Source organism: Limnohabitans sp. (assembly GCF_044361985.1).
Classification (GTDB): domain Bacteria; phylum Pseudomonadota; class Gammaproteobacteria; order Burkholderiales; family Burkholderiaceae_C; genus Limnohabitans_A.
In genome coordinates this window covers 1-19745 of the sequence record NZ_JBIKHV010000018.1, presented here as the reverse complement: position 1 = coordinate 19745, position 19745 = coordinate 1, and the positions used below count along the sequence as shown (strand labels likewise).

Annotated in this window: 17 protein-coding genes; all 17 read left to right on the top strand. The window is 58.5% G+C overall.

Annotated elements, in window-relative coordinates:
• The first annotated feature begins 1 nt into the window (after position 1).
• The 17 genes from murD (at position 2) to tldD (ending at position 19483) form a co-directional block, all read left to right on the top strand.
• Complete coding sequence (gene murD / locus ACIQ3A_RS05500) at positions 2 to 1702, top strand: UDP-N-acetylmuramoyl-L-alanine--D-glutamate ligase (RefSeq protein ID WP_396430751.1); 1701 nt, start codon at positions 2 to 4, stop codon at positions 1700 to 1702.
• Positions 1699 to 3000, top strand: coding sequence for a putative lipid II flippase FtsW (gene ftsW / locus ACIQ3A_RS05495; RefSeq protein ID WP_396430750.1), 1302 nt, complete (start codon positions 1699 to 1701; stop codon positions 2998 to 3000). Before murD ends, ftsW begins: the two co-directional genes overlap by 4 nt.
• On the top strand, positions 2997 to 4061 hold the full coding sequence (gene murG / locus ACIQ3A_RS05490; protein WP_396430749.1) for an undecaprenyldiphospho-muramoylpentapeptide beta-N-acetylglucosaminyltransferase: 1065 nt from the start codon (positions 2997 to 2999) through the stop codon (positions 4059 to 4061). Before ftsW ends, murG begins: the two co-directional genes overlap by 4 nt.
• The gene (murC, locus tag ACIQ3A_RS05485) at positions 4058 to 5467 is read left to right on the top strand and encodes a UDP-N-acetylmuramate--L-alanine ligase (protein ID WP_396430748.1); all 1410 of its coding nucleotides are present in this window, start codon (positions 4058 to 4060) and stop codon (positions 5465 to 5467) included. The genes murG and murC overlap by 4 nt, the downstream gene beginning before the upstream one ends.
• Positions 5464 to 6429, top strand: coding sequence for a D-alanine--D-alanine ligase (locus ACIQ3A_RS05480; RefSeq protein ID WP_396430747.1), 966 nt, complete (start codon positions 5464 to 5466; stop codon positions 6427 to 6429). Before murC ends, ACIQ3A_RS05480 begins: the two co-directional genes overlap by 4 nt.
• Before the next feature lie 35 nt (positions 6430 to 6464).
• Complete coding sequence (locus ACIQ3A_RS05475; RefSeq protein ID WP_396430746.1) at positions 6465 to 7214, top strand: cell division protein FtsQ/DivIB; 750 nt, start codon at positions 6465 to 6467, stop codon at positions 7212 to 7214.
• Between the two features lie 40 nt (positions 7215 to 7254).
• Entirely contained in the window at positions 7255 to 8484 is a 1230-nt protein-coding gene (gene ftsA / locus ACIQ3A_RS05470) for a cell division protein FtsA (protein ID WP_396430745.1), read from the top strand.
• Positions 8485 to 8618: 134 nt separating this feature from the next.
• Positions 8619 to 9833: a cell division protein FtsZ gene (gene ftsZ, locus ACIQ3A_RS05465; protein WP_396430744.1), complete on the top strand. Its 1215-nt coding sequence runs from the start codon at positions 8619 to 8621 to the stop codon at positions 9831 to 9833.
• A gap of 126 nt (positions 9834 to 9959) precedes the next feature.
• A complete protein-coding gene (gene lpxC, locus ACIQ3A_RS05460) occupies positions 9960 to 10883 on the top strand; it encodes a UDP-3-O-acyl-N-acetylglucosamine deacetylase (RefSeq protein WP_396430743.1) in 924 nt (307 codons plus the stop codon).
• Positions 10883 to 11470, top strand: coding sequence for a YqiA/YcfP family alpha/beta fold hydrolase (locus ACIQ3A_RS05455; RefSeq protein ID WP_396430742.1), 588 nt, complete (start codon positions 10883 to 10885; stop codon positions 11468 to 11470). Before lpxC ends, ACIQ3A_RS05455 begins: the two co-directional genes overlap by 1 nt.
• 44 nt (positions 11471 to 11514) lie before the next feature.
• Positions 11515 to 13569, top strand: coding sequence for a ribonuclease catalytic domain-containing protein (locus tag ACIQ3A_RS05450; protein WP_396430741.1), 2055 nt, complete (start codon positions 11515 to 11517; stop codon positions 13567 to 13569).
• Positions 13541 to 14506 carry an energy transducer TonB gene (locus tag ACIQ3A_RS05445; protein ID WP_396430740.1) on the top strand — a complete coding sequence of 322 codons (966 nt, stop codon included), beginning with the start codon at positions 13541 to 13543 and terminating at the stop codon, positions 14504 to 14506. The genes ACIQ3A_RS05450 and ACIQ3A_RS05445 overlap by 29 nt, the downstream gene beginning before the upstream one ends.
• A gap of 14 nt (positions 14507 to 14520) precedes the next feature.
• Entirely contained in the window at positions 14521 to 15255 is a 735-nt protein-coding gene (gene mtgA, locus ACIQ3A_RS05440) for a monofunctional biosynthetic peptidoglycan transglycosylase (protein ID WP_396430739.1), read from the top strand.
• Positions 15256 to 15284: 29 nt separating this feature from the next.
• Positions 15285 to 15833 carry a crossover junction endodeoxyribonuclease RuvC gene (ruvC, locus tag ACIQ3A_RS05435; RefSeq protein WP_396430764.1) on the top strand — a complete coding sequence of 183 codons (549 nt, stop codon included), beginning with the start codon at positions 15285 to 15287 and terminating at the stop codon, positions 15831 to 15833.
• Positions 15834 to 15883: 50 nt separating this feature from the next.
• On the top strand, positions 15884 to 17038 hold the full coding sequence (rodA, locus tag ACIQ3A_RS05430) for a rod shape-determining protein RodA (protein WP_396430738.1): 1155 nt from the start codon (positions 15884 to 15886) through the stop codon (positions 17036 to 17038).
• On the top strand, positions 17035 to 17922 hold the full coding sequence (locus ACIQ3A_RS05425; protein ID WP_396430737.1) for an NAD(P)-dependent oxidoreductase: 888 nt from the start codon (positions 17035 to 17037) through the stop codon (positions 17920 to 17922). The genes rodA and ACIQ3A_RS05425 overlap by 4 nt, the downstream gene beginning before the upstream one ends.
• A 100-nt stretch (positions 17923 to 18022) precedes the next feature.
• A complete protein-coding gene (tldD, locus tag ACIQ3A_RS05420; protein WP_396430736.1) occupies positions 18023 to 19483 on the top strand; it encodes a metalloprotease TldD in 1461 nt (486 codons plus the stop codon).
• The last annotated feature ends 262 nt before the right edge of the window (positions 19484 to 19745 follow it).

The window sequence follows — 19745 nt, the reverse complement described above, 5'->3', positions numbered from 1 at the left end:
CATGCAGATCCAAGGCCAACACGTTCTGATTCTCGGTTTGGGTACTTCCGGCCTGGCAATGGCCCGTTGGTGTGCCCATGCCGGTGCAGAAGTGACTGTGGCCGATACGCGTGAAGCGCCGCCGCAGTTGTCGGTGCTGCAAGCCGAGTGGCCGCAGGTGCGTTTTGTCTTGGGTCCTTTGACAGCCAGTCTGGTCGAAGGCACTTCGGTGCGGGCCGTCTTCCGCAGCCCTGGCTTAGCGCCAAGTATTGTGGCGCCAGTGGTCGACGCAGCACATGCCTTGGGCCTGTGGCAAGGCGGCGAACTGACTTTGTTTGCGGCGGGCTTGCAAGATTTGAAAACCCGCTTTGGCTACGCCCCCCAGGTGCTGGCGATCACGGGCACCAATGGCAAAACCACAGTCACTTCGCTCACCGGTCAACTCGTGGCACGTGCAGGGAAAACAGTGAAGGTGGCTGGCAATATTGGCCCCACCTTGCTCGACACCTTGGCCGAAGCCATGGCGCAGGCCAGCATGCAGGTGGCGCAGCAGGCCGTTGAGCGCGAAGAAAAACGTTTGTCTGAGCCGCTCACAGATGCCCAGATTGAAGTGGTCCAGAGTACCAGCCAGGAAAGCCTGGGCACATTAGAGGGTGAAGCGGTCGAGCCGCTGCTGCTTGCCCCGGTTGTGCCGGTGGCAGTTCACCCCATGGCCCTGGCATTGCCACAGGTCTGGGTGCTTGAGCTGTCCAGCTTTCAGCTGGACAGCTGCGAGGGTTTTGAGCCCACGGCCGCCACGGTGTTGAACATTTCGCAAGACCATCTGGATTGGCATGGTTCGATGGCCGCTTATGCCGCAGCCAAGGCCCGGATTTTTGGTGCACAGGCCTTGATGGTGCTGAACCGTGAAGACCCGCTGGTCATGGCCATGCGGCCAGAGCCTGTTCGGATCAAGCTGCAAAAACCACTGGAGCGCGCCTGCGTGACCTTTGGTGGCGACATGCCAGCCCGACCTGGCGATTTTGGTATTGAAGTGATGAATGGCATGACCTGGTTGGTGCGTGCCCTCGAAGCCGATGAAACCCGCCGACGTCGCAACGAAGAAGCCGAAGCGCTGCACATCCAGCGCTTGATACCCGCAGACGCCTTGCGCATTCGGGGGCGTCATAACGCTGTCAATGCGCTGGCGGCGCTGGCGATGGCCAGCCATGCCGGTTGCGCTTTGGGCCCCATGCTTTACGGCCTGCGCGAATACCGGGGTGAGCCGCACCGCGTGGAATCTGTGGCCATCGTCCATGAAGTGGAATATTTTGACGACAGCAAGGGCACCAATGTCGGTGCAACGGTGGCTGCATTGCAAGGTTTGGGACTTGACCGTCGCGTGGTGGTGATCTTGGGTGGCGATGGCAAGGGCCAGGACTTCGGACCTCTGGCGGAGCCTGTCGCGCGCTTTGCACGGGGCGTGGTCTTGATTGGCCGTGATGCATCACGCATCCGTGAAGTGCTGCAAAGCAGTGACGTGCCATTGCAAGATGCGGCTGACATGGACGATGCCGTAGTGCAGGCGAGTGAGTTGGCCCAAAGTGGCGATGCCGTGTTGATGTCACCCGCGTGCGCGAGCCTTGACATGTTTGACAACTACGGCCACCGTGCTGAGGTCTTTTGCAAGGCGGTTGCCCGCCTGGCCGAGGCGGCGGGCGTGTCTATGGAGGGTGCGCTGTGAGCGAGGCCGTGTCTTTCAACCAACGCTTGCAGGCTGGCTTTGCGCGCACGGGCAGTCTCTTGACAGGCCGTGCATTCAGCCGGCAGGACGCAGGTTCGCAAGCCCTGCCCGTGAATTTGGGCAGTTATGACTTTGCCCGCAACGCCCCAGGATCGACGACCCGTTTGCAAAGTGTGGACCAGGCGCTGGTCTGGGTGGTGGTGGCCTTGCTCATGTGGGGCATGGTGATGGTTTATTCGGCATCCATAGCCATGCCTGACAACCCACGTTTTTCGCGATACGCACAGACACATTTCTTGACGCGGCATGTGATCTCTATGCTGGTTGGCAGCGTCATGGCTTTGCTGGCCTTTCAAGTCCCCACGGAAACCTGGGAAAAAATTGCCAAGCCCCTGTTTGTAATTTCTCTGGTTTTATTGGCCTTGGTTTTGATTCCTTTTATTGGCAAAGGGGTCAATGGCGCACGGCGTTGGATTTCCTTTGGTGTGATTAATTTCCAGCCGTCCGAGTTGGCGAAATTTGCCACCATCATTTATGCAGCCGATTACATGGTTCGCAAAATGGAAGTGAAAGAACGGTTCTTCCGCGCCGTCTTGCCCATGGGTGCAGCCGTGGCACTGGCGGGTGTGTTTTTGCTGGCCGAACCCGACATGGGCGCCTTCATGGTGATTGCGATCATTGCGATGGGCATTCTGTTTTTAGGGGGTGTCAATGCCCGCATGTTCTTCTTGATATTTGCAGTTCTGGTGGGTGCCTTTGTGATGATGATTGCGGCATCCTCCTGGCGCAGAGAGCGTATTTTTGCGTACCTCGATCCGTTCAGCGCTGAGCATGCGTTGGGCAAGGGATACCAGTTGTCCCATTCGCTGATTGCCATCGGACGTGGCGAGGTTTGGGGTGTGGGTTTGGGGGGCAGTGTGGAAAAGCTGCACTGGTTACCAGAGGCGCATACCGACTTCTTGTTGGCCGTGATTGGTGAAGAGTTTGGCTTGGTGGGGGTGTCCCTGGTGATTTTCATGTTCCTGTGGCTCAGTCGCCGCATCATGGTGATTGGCCGTCAGGCCATCGCGCTGGACAAGGTCTTCTCAGGTTTGGTTGCCCAGGGCGTGGGAATCTGGATCGGCTTTCAGTCCTTCATCAACATGGGTGTCAACCTGGGGGCGTTGCCGACCAAGGGTTTGACGCTGCCCTTCATGAGCTATGGGGGCTCAGCCATCATGATGAACCTGATCGCCATTGCCGTGGTGCTGCGCATAGATGCTGAGAACAAGCAGATGATGCGTGGAGGGCGGTCATGAAAACCAAATGCGCATTGGTCATGGCTGGTGGCACGGGCGGCCATATTTTTCCAGGCCTTGCGGTGGCAGAAGCATTGCGTGACAAAGGCTGGCGCGTGCATTGGCTGGGCGCACCCGACAGCATGGAGAGCCAATGGGTGCCACCGCGCGGTTTTGCTTTTGAGGTGGTGGCCTTTGGGGGCGTGCGCGGCAAAGGCATCCAGACATTCGCACTGCTGCCGCTGCGTTTGCTGCGTGCGTTCTGGCAAAGTTTGCAGGCGGTTCGCCGTGTTCGGCCCGATGTGGTGCTCGGCTTTGGGGGCTACATCACGTTCCCAGGTGGGCTGATGGCCAGCTTGTGTGGAAAGCCTGTGCTGTTGCATGAGCAAAATTCGGTGGCGGGCTTGGCCAACAAAGTCTTGGCGCAAATCGCTGATCGGGTCTTCACGGCATTTCCAGACGTATTCAAGCAGGGCCAATGTGTGGGCAATCCACTGCGCCGTGAGTTCACGCAACAAGCCCCTCCAGCAGAACGTTTCACTGGCCGAACGGGTCCAATGCGGGTCCTCGTGGTGGGTGGCAGCTTGGGCGCCAAGGCCCTGAACGACATCGTGCCGCAGGCCTTGGAATTGATCCCTGCACCCATGCGCCCCTTGGTGACTCACCAAAGCGGAGCAAAACAAATTGACGCCTTGCGCGCCAACTACGAGGCGCTAGGAATCCAGGCTGAATTGACGCCGTTCATCGATGACACGGCCACAGCTTTCGCGCAGGCTGATCTGGTGATCTGCCGGGCAGGTGCCAGTACAGTGACCGAAATTGCAGCCGTGGGTGCGGCGGCCTTGTTTGTGCCCTTTCCCTTTGCGGTGGACGATCACCAGACCACCAATGCACAGTTTTTAGTGGCGCAGGGCGGGGGCTGGCTGGTGCCACAAGCCGAGTTAACGGCGCAAGCGCTGGCGCAGCGCCTGGCTGGCCTGAGTCGTGAGACTTTATTGGCCTGTGCGCAAAAAGCCTATGCACAAAGAAAAACAAATGCGACGCGAGAGGTCGTATTGGCTTGCGAGGAACTGGCTGCATGAAACACGCCATCCGAAAAATTCATTTCATTGGCATTGGCGGCTCCGGCATGAGCGGTATTGCCGAGGTATTGCTCAATTCGGGTTATGCCATTTCTGGCTCTGATTTGTCGGACAGTGCCACACTGCGGCGCCTGGCTGCATTGGGGATCAAGACGCACGTGGGTCATGCGGCCATCAACGTCAAGGACGCCGATGCGGTGGTGACATCGACGGCTGTCAAGTCTGATAACCCTGAAGTGCTGGCGGCACGCGAGCGCCATATTCCGATCGTGCCGCGCGCGGTCATGCTGGCCGAACTCATGCGCATGAAGCAGGGCATTGCCATTGCAGGCACACACGGCAAGACCACCACCACCAGCCTGGTGGCCAGTGTGTTGGCTGAAGCCGGGTTGGACCCAACCTTCGTGATCGGTGGCCGGTTGAACAGTGCAGGGGCCAATGCCAAACTGGGCACGGGTGATTACATCGTGGTCGAAGCAGACGAGTCAGATGCCTCGTTTCTGAACCTGCTGCCCGTGATGGCCGTGGTGACCAACATCGACGCCGATCATATGGAGACCTACGGCCACGATCTGGCTCGGCTGAAGGCAGCATTTGTAGAATTTTTGCACCGCATGCCTTTTTACGGCACGGCCATTGTGTGTTTGGACGACCCCGGTGTTCAGTCCATCGTGGGTGACATCGCCCGGCCCGTCACCTCTTATGGTTTGAACGAAGGCGCTCAGGTGCGTGCTGTGAATGTGCGTGCAGAGCACGGACAGATGCATTTCACCGTGCAGCGGCGCAATGGCGTGACCTTGCCAGATCTGCCTTTGGTGCTGAACCTGCCGGGCAACCACAACGTGCTCAATGCGCTGGCGGCTGTCGCTGTGGCCGTGGAGCTGGGTGTGGAAGATGCTGCCGTACAGCGCGCATTGGCCGGTTTTAAAGGGGTTGGCCGCAGATTTCAGAGTTATGGTGATGTGGCTTTGCCTGGTGGCGTGGGCACGTTCACGGTGATCGACGATTACGGCCATCACCCGGTCGAGATGGCCGCTACCCTCGCTGCGGCACGCGGTGCGTTTCCTGGGCGTCGCTTGGTGCTGGCGTTTCAGCCGCACCGCTACAGCCGCACCCGTGATTGCTTTGAGGACTTCGTCAAAGTCATTGGCCGGGGCTGTGACAGTGTGTTGCTGTCCGAGGTGTATGCCGCAGGTGAAGCCCCCATCGTGGCAGCGGATGGTCGGTCGCTGGCCCGTGCCCTGCGTGTCGCGGGCAAGGTGGAGCCGGTATTTGTGGATGCAATCGCAGACATGCCCCAAGCGGTTCTAAGCAACGCCCGCAACGGTGATGTGCTCATCTGCATGGGCGCAGGCTCCATTGGCGCAGTACCTGCAAAAGTGGTCGAAATGGGAGGTGCATCGTGAGCACCAGTCATTTCCGCAAAGTTGCTGTTCTGATGGGCGGACGCTCCGCTGAGCGTGAAATCTCTTTGCTGTCTGGGCAAGGGGTGTTGAACGCGCTGCAGGCGTCGGGTGTGAACGCATCAGCGTTTGATCCGGCTGAGCGTGATCTGAGTGAATTAAAGCGCGAAGGGTTCGATGCTTGTTTCATTGCCTTGCATGGTCGCTATGGAGAAGATGGAACAGTTCAAGGTGCCCTCGAGTTGCTGGGTATCCCTTACACAGGATCGGGCGTGATGTCCTCCAGCATCGCCATGGACAAGACCATGACGAAGCGAGTTTGGCTGGCTGAAGGCTTGCCTACACCTGCCTATGTGTTGGTGCGCCGCGAGCAACTGGGCAGTGTGTCGGTGGACGGCCTCGTGAAGGCCTTGGGCCTGCCGATGATAGTCAAGCCTGCCCGGGAAGGTTCATCGATTGGCGTGACCAAGGTTGTGCAGGCTAAAGACTTGCCTGCCGCATTGGCGATGGCTGCAAAGTGCGACGCTGACATTTTGTGCGAACAATGCATCGTGGGTGACGAGGTGACCTGCCCGGTGCTGGGTGAGGGGGAAGCAGCCAAGGCGCTTCCTGTGATTCGCATCGTCGCCCCTGAGGGTAACTACGACTACCAGAACAAGTACTTCACAGACGACACCCAGTATCTGGTGCCCAGCGGCTTGCCTGCGGCACAAGAGGCGGCGATTGAGGCATTGGTGGTCAAGGCCTATCAGGTGTTGGGCTGCCGGGGCTGGGGCCGCTTAGACGTGATGATCGATGCATCGACACGGCAAGCTTACCTTCTGGAAATCAACACTTCGCCAGGCATGACAGGGCATTCACTGGTGCCCATGTCGGCAAAAGCTGCAGGCATCAGTTATGAAAGCTTGTGCTGCCAATTGTTGAATGCCGCCACGTTGGACCATGCGCAGGAGAATCGCGGATGAAAAAATCCATGCCCCTGCCGCTTGATATCAGACTCATGAACATGGCCACAGCATCGTTGCTGCTCGTGTTCGTGTTTCTGCTTGTGGTTGGAGTTGCTTGGTGGCTGCTGCGACACCCTGCCTTCGCGATTCAGTCGATCACGGTGCAAGGCGATGTGACGCGCAACAACGCTGTGACTTTGCGGGCCAATGTCATGCCGCAATTGAGTGGCAATTTTTTCACCATCGATTTGAACCGCACACGCGAAGCATTTGAAGCTGTGTCGTGGGTGAGGGGTGCAGTGGTGCACCGTGACTTTCCCAACCGTTTGAGAACGGTGTTGGTGGAGCATGAGCCCATCGCCCTTTGGGGTGACGATGGCTCCAACAAATTGGTGAATCAGCAAAGTCGCGTATTTGAAGCGAACGTAGAAGACGTTGATGTGGAAACTTTGCCGCGTTTGAAAGGCCTGGATGACCAGTCGGCCATGGTTGTGCAGATGTACCGTGATCTGGTGCCCATTTTTGAGGCCATGGACATGGGCATTGACTCGCTTGAATTGACGCCACTCGGCAGTTGGCGTGTGCAGACAGAACGAGGTGCCTTGCTGGAGTTGGGTCGGGGGACAGAAACCGAAATCGAAGCTCAGTTGAAATTTTTTTTCAGGACGCTTTCGCAGGTGACAGCCCGTTATGGCCGTACACCCATGGCCTTGGCTGGTGCAGATTTGCGCCACAAAGACGGTTATGCCTTGCGCTTGCGTGGCGTGACTACGCTGGAAGCAGATGGCAACAAAAAGCCTTGAGTGATCAAGACGCAAGAATGAAACGGAAACGGTGATTGATATGGCAAAAGAGTACAAAGATCTGGTGATTGGCTTGGACATAGGCACATCCAAAGTCATGGCGGTGGTGGCCGAGGTGATGCTGGACGGATCGCTGAAGATTGCAGGTCTGGGCATTGCACCGGGCAATGGCCTCAAGCGGGGTGTGGTGGTCAACATCGATGCCACAGTGCAAAGCATTCAGCAGGCGCTGAAAGAAGCTGAGTTGATGGCTGATTGCAAAATCACCCGTGTGAACGTGGGCATCACCGGCAGCCACATTCGAGGCCTCAACTCCAGTGGCATGGTGGCCATCAAGGACAAGGAGGTCACTCAAGCCGATGTGGCTCGCGTCATGGAAACTGCCCGTGCCATCAACATCTCCACCGATCAGCGCCTGCTCTTGGTGGCCCCACAGGAATTCGTGATCGACGGACAAGAAGTCAAAGAGCCGATCGGCATGAGCGGCATGCGTCTGGAAGCCAAGGTTCATATCGTCACTGGCGCACAAAGTGCTGCGGAAAACATCATCAAGTGCGTGCGCCGCTGTGGTCTGGAAGTGGACCAGTTGTTGCTTAACCCGCAGTCCTCCAGCCTGGCCGTGTTGTCAGAAGATGAGCGTGAGCTCGGGGTGGTGTGCGTTGACATCGGGGCGGGCACCACCGATGTGGCGATTTTTGCCAACGGCTCTATCCGCCACACCGCAGTCATTCCCATCGCTGGTGACCTGATCACCAGTGACATTGCCATGGCCTTGCGTACCCCCACCAAAGACGCCGAAGACATTAAGGTGGAAAGTGGTTATGCCAAACAATTGCTGGCCGACCCGGACGCACAGGTAGAGGTCCCAGGTTTGGGTGACCGAGGTCCACGCATGCTGAGCAGGCAAGCACTGGCGGGTGTGATCGAGCCACGCATTGAAGAGATTTTTTCGCTGGTGCACCAGGTCATCCGCGAGTCGGGTTACGAAGAAGTGTTGTCCTCGGGCATCGTGCTCACCGGCGGCAGCGCCGTTATGCCCGGCATGGTCGAGTTGGGCGAAGACATTTTTCTTAAGCCCGTGCGCCGCGGTCTGCCTAAGTACGCTGGGGGCTTGGCCGACATGGTCAGCCAGCCGCGCGCAGCCACCGTGATGGGCTTGCTTGAAGAAGCCAGGTTGGCTCGCTTGCGTGGTTATAAGGTCACGCAAAAGAAGAGTTCTGTGAACAACGCTTTTGGTCGATTCAAAGACTTCATTGTGGGTAACTTCTGATGAACTGGAAAAAACGCTACTTGGCCAAAGCCAGTCCACCGGTATCGCGACCGTGTCGATGTTGATAACCCATTCAAATAAGAAAACGCATTTAGAAAATCCCGGCAACTGCAACCAAATTTAGGAGAAGCACCATGACCATTGAAATGATCCAGACTGAAGAATTCAACCAAGGCACCCAGATCAAAGTGATCGGCGTTGGCGGCGGCGGCGGCAACGCTGTAGAGCACATGATCGAGCGCCAGGTGCAAGGCGTTGAGTTTGTGTGCGCCAACACCGATGCACAAGCCTTGGCCCGCAGCGCCGCACACCGTTTCATCCAGTTGGGCCAAACCGGTCTGGGTGCCGGCAGCAAGCCTGAAAAAGGCCGCGAAGCCGCAGAAAGCGCTGAAGCCGATATTCGCGCTGCGATTGAGGGCGCGCACATGTTGTTCATCACCGCAGGCATGGGTGGCGGAACAGGCACGGGTGCTGCGCCTGTGATTGCACGCATCGCCAAGGAGATGGGCATCCTCACCGTGGGTGTGGTGACCAAGCCATTCGAGTTTGAAGGTGGCCGCCGCATGTCCAATGCCGACCTGGGCATGCAGGAACTCGAAGCCAATGTGGATTCGCTGATCGTGGTGTTGAACGAAAAGCTGCTGGAATTGCCCGGTGGTGAAGACATGACGCAAGACGAGGCGTTTGCCCATGCCAACGACGTGCTGAAGAACGCTGTGGGTGGTATTGCTGAAATCATCAACGTGCCAGGGCACGTGAACGTCGACTTTGAAGACGTGCGCACCGTGATGGGTGAACCCGGCAAAGCCATGATGGGCACCGCTGCAGCCAGTGGCCCGGATCGTGCGCGCATTGCTGCGGAACAAGCCGTGGCTTGTCCATTGCTTGAAGGGGTGGATCTGTCGGGCGCTAAGGGCGTGCTGGTGCTGATCAGTGCAGCCAAAGGTTCCTTGAAGCTTTCTGAGTCCAAGCAAGCGATGAACACCATCCGTGCATACGCTTCAGAAAATGCCCATGTGATTTACGGCACAGCCTACGATGAGTCGCTGGGTGACGAAATTCGCGTGACCGTTGTGGCCACAGGCTTGTCAAAACTGGGTGCGCGTCGTACGGCACCACCGCTGCAAGTGCTGCGCACTGGCACCGACAACGTGCCTTTCACCATGGGCGGTCAAAACGCAGTGGCCGCCTCGACGCAGGCGGGCTCACCCTTGGCCACCAGCGGCATGAACACACCGGCCATTTGGCGCAGCAATCGTACCCATGCCGCGGCTCGTGTAGACGGCATGGCCAGTGCGGGCATGGATGACATCGAAATCCCCGCTTTCCTGCGCAAGCAGGCAGACTGATCTGCTGATCTGACGGTTATTTCGGGTGCTTTGGGGGCAGACGGGCATGTGCCTGTCTGCCTCTTTTTGCATTTGGATGAATGCCTTCGCGGAACAATTGAATACCTCTCCCCTTAAAATTTGGCCATGCTTGCACAACGTACTCTCAAAACCCTGACCAAAGCCGTGGGTGTTGGTTTGCACAGTGGCCAGCGGGTCGAGTTGACCTTGCGTCCGGCGGCGCCAGACACCGGCATTGTGTTTCGTCGGATTGACCTGCCGGAGCCGGTGGATATTCCGGTCAATGCCGAAGCGGTGACCGATACCCGTTTGGCCTCCACGATTTCTGTGGGGCAAGCCAAAGTCTTGACGGTCGAGCACCTGATGTCGGCCTGCGCCGGTTTGGGCATTGACAACCTGTATGTCGACATCACCGCTGAAGAAGTGCCTATTCTTGACGGGTCGGCTTCCTCATTCGTCTTTTTGTTGCAAAGCGCGGGGGTGGTGGAGCAGTCGGTGCCCAAGCGCTTTGTGCGCGTGCTCAAACCTGTGGAAGTGTCTGAGGGGGAGGGCGAGAACATCAAGTGGGCGCGTTTGACCCCCTACCATGGTTACAAACTGAGTTTTGAAATCAACTTCCGTCACCCCGCCGTCGACTCCACGGGGCAGCAAGTGGTGTTCGACATGTCTGAAGGTGTGTATGCCCGCGACATCGCACGTGCCCGAACCTTTGGCTTCGCCAAAGATGTGGAAATGTTGCGCGCCAATGGCCTGGCCCTGGGTGGGGGTCTGGACAACGCGATCGTGATGGACGATTACAAAGTACTTAACGCGGAAGGTCTTCGCTATGACGATGAATTCGTCAAGCACAAGATCTTGGATGCCATGGGGGATTTGTACATTTTGGGCAAACCGCTGTTGGCCGCATACAGCGCGTTCCGTTCAGGCCATGCCCTGAACAACCTCTTGCTGCGGGAGTTGTTGTCGCGCCCTGATGCCTACGAAGTGGTGAGCTTTGAGAATGCCTCTGAGGCACCCCGTGGGCTGGCCGCCCTTCAACCTGCCTGGTGATGACCACCACCACCCACCTGCTTTATTTGCATGGTTTCCGGTCTTCGCCAAGTTCGGCCAAAGCCCGAAAAATGGCGGACATCGTTCAGGCCAGGCACCCTGCGGTGACCTGGTGGTGTCCGCAACTGGACGCCTCGCCCCAACGGGCCATCAGCGCTTTGAGCGTTGGTCTGTCATCCTGGCCCCGTGAGCGCATGGCGATCATGGGGTCTTCTTTAGGCGGTTTTTATGCGGCCTGGTTGGCACAGCAACTGGGATGTCCAGCCGTCCTGCTCAATCCTGCTGTCCACCCTGCGCGTGATTTGGCGGGCTACATTGGCGAACATCCGGCTTGGCACGACCCCTCGCAAAAGATTTTTTTTGAGGCGGCTTACGTGCAGGAGTTGGCCGATCTGGAGGCGCAGACCCCGCCCCGCAAGCCCAAAACATTGGCCGTGATTGCCAAAGGGGATGAGGTGCTGGATTGGCGCGAAATGTGGGCTCGCCACAAAGCCGGGCGTGTGCGCCTGCTTGAGGGGAGCGACCACGCGCTGAGCGATTTTGACCTTTACCTGCCCGAAATTCTGGAATTTCTTCACCTGGCCTGAGCCTTCTTGCCCTTCAAGGTGGTGCCGCATGGGAAAATCACCCCATGTACGCATTATTTGAAGAAGCCGGCAAATTCATGGCCGGTCGGATCCTTTCCGAAGCCGAAGCCTCCGCCCAAGTGGAACTGGATTCGGGCAAGCGGGTCAAAGTCAAGGCAGCACAAATGCTGCTGAAGTTTGACAAGCCCACCCCCGCCAGTCTGCTGAACGAAGCCGTGGCCATGAGCCAGACCATTGAGCTGGAATTGGCCTATGAATTCGCCTCTGATGAAGAGTTTGGCTTTGCCGATCTGGCCAAGGATTATTTCAGCGACGGCGCCAGCACGGTGCAACAGGTGGCCGCTTTGTTGTGTCTGCACGAAGCGCCCCATTATTTTCGGCGGGGCGGCAAAGGCCGCTTCCGCAAAGCCCCTGCAGAAATCGTGCAGCAGGCCTTGATCGCCATCGAGAAAAAGAAGCAAGTTCAGGCGCAGATCGAGGCCTGGTCTGCCGAGTTGATGGCTGGGGTCTGTCCCACCCCGGTGCGCGAGCAGTTGTACAAAATTCTCTTCCGACCGGATAAAAATACGCCTGAATACAAAGCCGTGGTCGAGGCCAGCAAAGCCAGCCAGACGGCGCCTTTGGAGTTGTTGCAAAACGCAGGTGCCATCGCTTCGGCCTGGGATTTTCATTGGCAGCGGTTCTTGTTTGACCTGTTTCCCAAAGGCACGGGTTTTCCGGCGTTGCAAGCTCCGGCTATCCATGAAGCCTTGCCTTTGGCCTCTGTGCAGGCCTTTTCAATCGATGACTCGCACACCACCGAGATCGATGACGCCTTGTCTCTTCAGGGCCTGGGGACAGGCACGGTCACGGTGGGGATCCACATTGCGGCCCCTGGCCTGGCCTTGACGCCAGGCAGCGCAATCGACCAGTTGGGGCGACAGCGTTTGTCCACGGTGTACATGCCAGGCTACAAAATCACCATGTTGCCTGACAGCGTGGTGCAGGCCTACACCTTGATCGAGGGCCGCGACTGCCCTGCGGTGTCTTTGTATGTGACCTTCAGTGAAACCGATCTGGAAGTTCTGAAGACCGAAACGCGTGTCGAGCGGGTGGGCATTTTGGCCAACTTGCGGCACGACCAACTCGACCAAACCATCACCCGAGAGTGGCTGGAAAGCGCCGAGGCCGATACCCCGACCGATTTGCCGGTGGATCGGCCGACATTGGCATTTTTCTGGCGTCTGGCCCAGACCCTCAAGGCCCGTCGTGGGGTGGTGCGCGGCAAACCCGAGAATTTCAACCGCCCTGATTACAACTTCAAGCTGGATCGCCCGAGCAACGACGCCCCACCTACAGGCAACGAGGCGGTGCGGATTGAGGTGCGCCAGCGGGGGGCGCCGCTTGACTTGATGGTGGCCGAGGCCATGATTTTGGCCAACAGCACCTGGGGCCAGTGGCTGGCCAGCTTCGGAGTGCCTGGCATTTACCGCAGCCAGGCCAGCATGGCACCAGGCGTCAAGGTGCGCATGGGCACCAAAGCCTTGCCGCATGCCGGCATTGGCGTTCCAAGCTACGCCTGGAGCACATCCCCTTTGCGTCGCTACACCGACCTGGTTAACCAATGGCAAATCATCGCGTGTGCGCGCCATGGCGCCACGGCCGCGTTGGCTGCACCCTTCAAGCCCAAAGACGCCGAGTTGTTCTCCATCATCAGCGGTTTTGATGCCGCCTACAGCGCCTACAACAGCGTGCAGTCCAGCATGGAGCGCTACTGGACATTGCGCCATGTGCAGCAGCAAAGCATCGACGAGTTGGAAGCCAGCCTGGTCAAGGAAATGGGGGGTGGCATTTGGCTGGTGCGTGCCGACAACTTGCCACTGCTGTTCAGCGTGATGGGTGCGCAAGGTTTGTTGCGGGGTGCACGTGTGCGCGTCAAATTGGGAGAGGTCGACCTGATGGCGCTTGACGTGAATGGCACGGTCACTGCGCATCTGGATGCGCCTGTGGTTTCAGCAGACCAGGAGGCTGAGGATCAGGAGGAAGACGAAGCGCTCAATGCTGGGCCGCTGACGATTGCTGTCGATTTGAATGACAGCACGCAAAGCGATGGCGCTTGAAAGCAGTCAGCCAGCTGCTGAGGTCCCCTCACGCTGGCGGCAGACGATCCGTCGCCACACCCTTTGGTGGGCCTTGGGCTGTTCTGTGCTGGTCCATGCGGCCCTGATCGCCTGGCGCTTCGCAGATCCACAAAGTTTCAACCGTGTTTTTGAGGACACTTCCCTGGAGGTGGTGCTGGTCAATGCCCGCAGTGATCAGGCGCCGGAAAGGGCGCAGGCCCTGGCCCAGGTGCAACTGGCAGGAGGCGGGCAAACGACCCGATCGCAAACTGCAAGTTCCCCATTGCCGCCTTCCGAAATCCAGGAGTCGGGGACAGACATCGGCGCCATGCAGCGCCAGATTGAAGCACTGCGGCTGCAGCAAACTCGTTTGCTGACCCAGCTGCAGCAGGAGTTGTCGGCATTGACCCAGGACCCTTCGGGTGAAAGCGCTCAGGCGCCCGAGCGTCAGGCCCGGCAAGAGCGCCAGCAGCAGTTGGCCCGCCAGTTGGCACGGATTGAGGAAAGGGTGCAAAAAACCCAAGGGGGCCCTCGCAAGCGTTTCATCAGTCCGGCAACCCAAGAGGCTGTCTATGCCCTTTACTACGACAAATTGAGGCGGACCATTGAAACGCGCGGCACGCTTAATTTCCCTCAGGTAGGAGGGCAAAAACTCTATGGCCAATTGACCATGGTGATCACGGTCGATGGCCGTGGGCGCCTTGTTCAGACCGAGGTCGCGCAAACTTCTGGCCAGCCCTTGCTGGACCAACGGGCGGTGGCGATTGTGCGCAGTGCCGCCCCGTTCGATGTGTTCAGCGCTAACATGCGCCGTCAGGCGACACAAATTGTGGTGGTTACACGATTTCAGTTTTCCAAAGAGGGCACATTGGACACGCGCATGCTGGCCGCCGATGCGCTGCTGCCTGGACAGGTCGGGCTGACCTCTAAACCATAGAAAAAAGGAAGTCAATGCGCGCTTTTGGTCGGTGGTTTTTGCTGGTCTTGCTGGCCGTGTTGGTATTGCAAGCATTTTTTGTTTTGCGCATCGCCGGCATGAACTTGCTGGCACCGCAATCAACTTCTTTTGAGCGTTCACAGATCTGGCAAATCGTGAGCCGGCAAGGCCGCTTGCCCTGGCGCCAGGAGTGGGTGGATTACACAAAAATCTCACCGGGGTTGCAGCGGGCGGTCATCGCTTCTGAAGACAGTGCTTTCACCCAGCATGGCGGTGTCTGGTGGGAGTCTTTGGAAAAAGCCTGGGAAAAAAATGCCAAGGCCAAAGCGGTGGCTGAGCAACGCGCCCAGCGACGACCGGATGCCAAGTCAACCCACGTGAAAATTGTGGGCGGCTCGACCATCACCCAGCAACTGGCCAAAAACCTTTTCTTGTCCGGTGAACGCACTTTGTGGCGCAAAGGCCAGGAGATGCTGATCACATTGACCCTGGAAACCGTGCTGTCCAAGCAGCGCATTCTGGAGATTTACCTCAACAGCGTGGAGTGGGGTGAGGGCGTTTTCGGCGCTGAGGCGGCGGCGCAACATTACTTCAGAAAAAGCGCGGCACAATTGAATGACTGGGAGGCTGCGCGACTGTCCGTCATGTTGCCCCGTCCCCGGTATTTTGAGCAACGGGCTCAATCGGCGTATCTGGCCAGCAGGGCCGAAACAATCATGGCTCGCATGGGTGATGTGGTGTTGCCATGAGTGCATTGACAACACCTGCACCGCAAACTGTGCGCATCTTGGGCATTGACCCTGGCTTGCAGACCACGGGTTTCGGTGTTTTGGACATGACCGGTTCGCGCCTGCAATATGTGGCCAGCGGGGTGATCGAGACCACCCGGGGAGACATGGGCAATTTGCCCGCACGGCTGAAGGTGATTTACGACGGCATCCGTGAAATCCATGCCCGCTACCAGCCGGATGTGGCGTCGGTCGAGATCGTGTTTGTCAATATCAACCCGCAAGCGACCCTGCTGCTGGGCCAGGCAAGAGGCTGTTGCTTGACGGCCCTGGTGTCGTGCGACTTGGCGGTGGCCGAATACACCGCCTTGCAGATGAAGCAATCGGTTACCGGACACGGGCGGGCTGCCAAATCACAGGTCCAGGAAATGGTCAAACGCTTGCTTCAATTGCCCGTGGTCCCGCGCCAGGATGCCGCCGATGCTTTGGGCATGGCCATCACGCACGCCCATGCCAGCCCGTCCATGAATAAACTGGCCGCCCAAGGCGTGCTTCATCGTAAAACCCACGGCATGTTCCGCAGTGGGCGAAGCCACTGAGGCTCTGGCTGGGCCGTATTTTTCAAACCCAGCCTGAGATAATCTGTCCTATGGGCTCAGTCATTCAAAAACCGACGCTGTTTCAGCGTCTGCGGTATCTGCTCAAGGGGTTTGATGGCCCCTTGGCATTCGCCGTGTTCATGCTCGCTTGCGCAGGCTTGTTGATCATGTTTTCGTCTGGATATGACCACGGCACCCGCTTCGTTGACCACGGGCGCAACATGCTGCTGGCGGGCACCATCATGTTTGTGGTGGCTCAAATGCCACCCCAAAAGATCATGGCCTGGGCCGTGCCGGTTTACGCGGTCGGCGTGATCTTGCTGGTGGCCGTGGCCATTTTCGGCATCACCAAAAAAGGCGCCCAGCGGTGGGTCAATCTAGGCGTGGTGATACAGCCCAGTGAGATTTTGAAAATTGCCCTGCCCCTGATGCTGGCGGCATGGTTTCAAAAACGTGAAGGTCAGCTCAGGCCCTTTGATTTTGCGGTGGCGCTGCTCATTTTGGGCATTCCCGTTGGCCTGATCATGAAGCAGCCTGATCTGGGCACGGCCTTGCTGGTGCTGGCTGCAGGGCTGGCTGTGATTTTCTTTGCGGGGCTCCAGTGGCGGTGGATCTTGCCGCCCGTGGCCCTGGGCCTCATTGGGGTGGTTGTGTTGGTCATCATGGAGCCCAGCCTGTGTGCTGAGGGCGTCGACTGGCGAGTTTTGCATGAATACCAGCGGCAACGTGTTTGCACCTTGCTGGACCCGGCGCGTGACCCTCTGGGCAAAGGATTTCACATCATTCAAGGAATGATCGCCATTGGCTCAGGCGGATTCTGGGGCAAAGGCTTCATGCAGGGCACACAAACCCACCTGGAGTTCATCCCTGAGCGCACGACCGACTTCATTTTTGCCGCCTATGGCGAGGAATTCGGTTTTGTGGGGGGGCTGTTTCTGATCTTCTGTTTCTTTTTTCTGGTGTATCGGGCCCTGATGATTGCGGCTGAGGCGCCCACCTTGTTCAGCCGTTTGCTGGCAGGCAGCATGGCCATGATCTTTTTCACCTACGCCTTCGTCAACATGGGGATGGTCAGCGGCATCTTGCCGGTGGTGGGGGTGCCCTTGCCCTTCATCAGTTATGGCGGCACCGCCATGGTCACCCTGGGCCTGGCGCTGGGCATCCTGATGTCGATTGCCAAGTCCAAACAACTGGTTCAAACATGATCACTAACCTGTCCGTTGTCATCGTGGGCGCTGGCAATATGGGCGGCGGCATGCTTTACCGTTTGTCTGAACTGGGGTGGTCTGTAGGGGTGCACGACACCGACCCACTGGCTCTTTCCCGCGCAGTCCTGAGGGGTGCCATACCTTTTCCTTCGGCCCTTGAAGCCGCTCGCAAGCTGGCGCCCGATGGCGTGTTGCTGGTAGCGGTGGTCGATGCGGCGCAAACCGAGGCGGTGCTCTGGGGTGAGGGCGGCGCGTGCACTGCGCTGCAACCAGGCCAGGCCGTGATGCTTTGCCCGACCCTGGGGCCTGGCACGGTGCAAGCACAGGCCGAGCGACTGGCGCAGCGTGGCATTGGTTGCATTGATGCGCCCATGTCGGGCGGCCCCTTGCGGGCCCAAGAGGGCAGCATGAGTTTGATGGTGGCCTGCTCGGATGCGCTGTGGGTGCGCAGTCAGGGCTTGCTGAATGCCTTGAGCCAAAAGGTGTTTCGGGTCGGCACCCGTGCCGGTGACGGCGCGCGCACCAAACTGGTGAATAACTTGCTGGCGGCGGTCAATTTGGTGGGTGCTGCCGAGGCCATGGCTTTGGCCGAGCGCCTGGGCCTGGACCCAAAGGCCACCTTGTCGGTCATTGAGGCTTCGAGTGGGCAAAGCTGGATCGGTACGGACCGAATGCAGCGGGCTTTGCAAGATGATTTTGCACCACGGGCCCACGTCACGCTGTTGGCCAAAGACACTGGCTTGGCGGTGCAAGCTGCCCAAGAGGTGGGTTTTGACCCGCCATTGGGCCGATTGGCCAGGGACCTGTTTGCGCAGGCCCTGGGCAAGGGTTGGGCTGATCTCGACGATGCCGCCTTGCTTCAGTTGATGCGCCAGCGTTGAGGGGGTCAGCAGGCTGGCCCGTCAGGTGCTGGTCTGTTGCTAGGGGCTTGGCTCTTTCCGGCCCGGGCAAGGGTCTTGATCCATGCCTACAATGCAAGCCATGATTTCACGCGAACCCACCATCGAACGCTTGGCCACGGCCCGGTCCCTGTTGCTTGAGCCTTTTGGCCTCGACGAAACCCATTTGAGCCAAGCCTTGGCCGCCATCAAAGCGCACGCCGTAGACGATGCCGATCTTTATTTTCAGTACACCCGTTCAGAAGGCTGGAGCCTGGAAGAAGGCATCGTCAAGACCGGCAGTTTCAGCATTGACCAGGGTGTGGGTGTGCGGGCGGTATCGGGCGAAAAAACGGCGTTCGCCTACTCGGACGATATTTCACAAGCTTCCTTGATGGACGCTGCCATGACGGTGCGCACCATCGCTTCGGCAGCGCAAAACAAGCGCATCAAGGTGCCAGCCCGCAAAATTTCTGCCAGCCGTTCGCTCTACCCTTCGCTGGACCCGATGTCCACTCTGGACAGCACGGCCAAAGTCAAGCTGCTGGGTCGCGTGGAAAAGACCGCACGAGCCAAAGACCCGCGCGTGGTGCAGGTCATGGCAGGCCTTGCGACTGAATACGACGTGGTGATGGTCGCCCGTGCCGATGGCACGCTGGCCGCCGATGTGCGCCCCCTGATTCGTTTGTCTGTCACGGTCATCGCTGAGCAAAACGGCCGCCGCGAGGTGGGCAGTGCGGGGGGTGGAGGCCGTTTCGGGCTGGCCTATTTTGACGATGTCATGGTTGAAACCTATGTGCAAGAGGCGGTATCGGCCGCGCTCATCAACCTCGAAGCTCGTCCGGCACCTGCAGGTGAGATGACCGTGGTGTTGGGCAATGGCTGGCCGGGTGTGCTGCTGCATGAGGCCGTGGGCCATGGCCTGGAGGGCGACTTCAACCGCAAGGGCTCCAGTGCGTTCAGTGGTCGAATTGGTCAGCGTGTGGCGGCCAAAGGAGTGACGGTACTCGACGATGGCACCATCGCTGACCGCCGTGGCTCGCTGAATGTGGACGACGAAGGTCATGCCAGCCAGAAGAATGTACTGATCGAAGACGGCATTCTGCGCGGGTACATCCAGGACGCCATGAACGCCCGCCTGATGGGCGTCAAGCCTACAGGCAATGGTCGCCGTGAAAGCTATGCCCATGTCCCCATGCCTCGCATGACCAACACCTACATGCTGGGCGGTGACAAGAGCCCTGAAGAAATTGTGGCCAGTATCAAAAAAGGTTTGTACGCCACCAACTTTGCAGGCGGCCAGGTGGACATCACCAGTGGCAAGTTTGTGTTCTCGGCCAGCCAGGCCTACTGGGTGGAAAACGGCAAGATACAGTACCCCGTCAAGGGCGCAACCCTGGTGGGTAGCGGCCCGGAGTCGCTCAAGAAAATCAGCATGATCGGCAACGACATGAAACTCGACTCGGGGGTAGGCACTTGCGGCAAGGAAGGTCAGAGCGTGCCAGTGGGCGTGGGGCAGCCGACTTTGCGCATCGATGGTCTGACCGTGGGCGGCACGGCCTGAACGGGCCATCGGGTTTGTCCTCGGGCTGGCGTATCAGAAACTGCCATCAAGCTGTGATACATTGAATCCATGTCTTTGCGCTGTGCTTTTTTTTACTTTTTTTATTTTTGGTTCTCAGTCCCCGGCGGACGAGAGGCGAGCGCATAAGCACCCGAACATCTCGACACACACCGCCGGAGCCTCAAAGCCCGGCGGTTTTTTTTATCTGTTTTTTCAATCTGAGGAGTCCCCGATGAACGCCAAAACCGCAGCCCCCGAGAGT

Coding starts and splice junctions, on each gene's coding strand:
- lpxC (WP_396430743.1), top strand. CDS start 9,960: ATGCTTGCACAACGTACTCTCAAAACCCTGACCAAAGCCGTGGGTGTT.
- ftsA (WP_396430745.1), top strand. CDS start 7,255: ATGGCAAAAGAGTACAAAGATCTGGTGATTGGCTTGGACATAGGCACA.
- ACIQ3A_RS05475 (WP_396430746.1), top strand. CDS start 6,465: ATGAACATGGCCACAGCATCGTTGCTGCTCGTGTTCGTGTTTCTGCTT.
- murD (WP_396430751.1), top strand. CDS start 2: ATGCAGATCCAAGGCCAACACGTTCTGATTCTCGGTTTGGGTACTTCC.
- ACIQ3A_RS05455 (WP_396430742.1), top strand. CDS start 10,883: ATGACCACCACCACCCACCTGCTTTATTTGCATGGTTTCCGGTCTTCG.
- murG (WP_396430749.1), top strand. CDS start 2,997: ATGAAAACCAAATGCGCATTGGTCATGGCTGGTGGCACGGGCGGCCAT.
- ACIQ3A_RS05450 (WP_396430741.1), top strand. CDS start 11,515: ATGTACGCATTATTTGAAGAAGCCGGCAAATTCATGGCCGGTCGGATC.
- ACIQ3A_RS05425 (WP_396430737.1), top strand. CDS start 17,035: ATGATCACTAACCTGTCCGTTGTCATCGTGGGCGCTGGCAATATGGGC.
- tldD (WP_396430736.1), top strand. CDS start 18,023: ATGATTTCACGCGAACCCACCATCGAACGCTTGGCCACGGCCCGGTCC.
- ACIQ3A_RS05445 (WP_396430740.1), top strand. CDS start 13,541: ATGACAGCACGCAAAGCGATGGCGCTTGAAAGCAGTCAGCCAGCTGCT.
- mtgA (WP_396430739.1), top strand. CDS start 14,521: ATGCGCGCTTTTGGTCGGTGGTTTTTGCTGGTCTTGCTGGCCGTGTTG.
- rodA (WP_396430738.1), top strand. CDS start 15,884: ATGGGCTCAGTCATTCAAAAACCGACGCTGTTTCAGCGTCTGCGGTAT.
- ftsZ (WP_396430744.1), top strand. CDS start 8,619: ATGACCATTGAAATGATCCAGACTGAAGAATTCAACCAAGGCACCCAG.
- murC (WP_396430748.1), top strand. CDS start 4,058: ATGAAACACGCCATCCGAAAAATTCATTTCATTGGCATTGGCGGCTCC.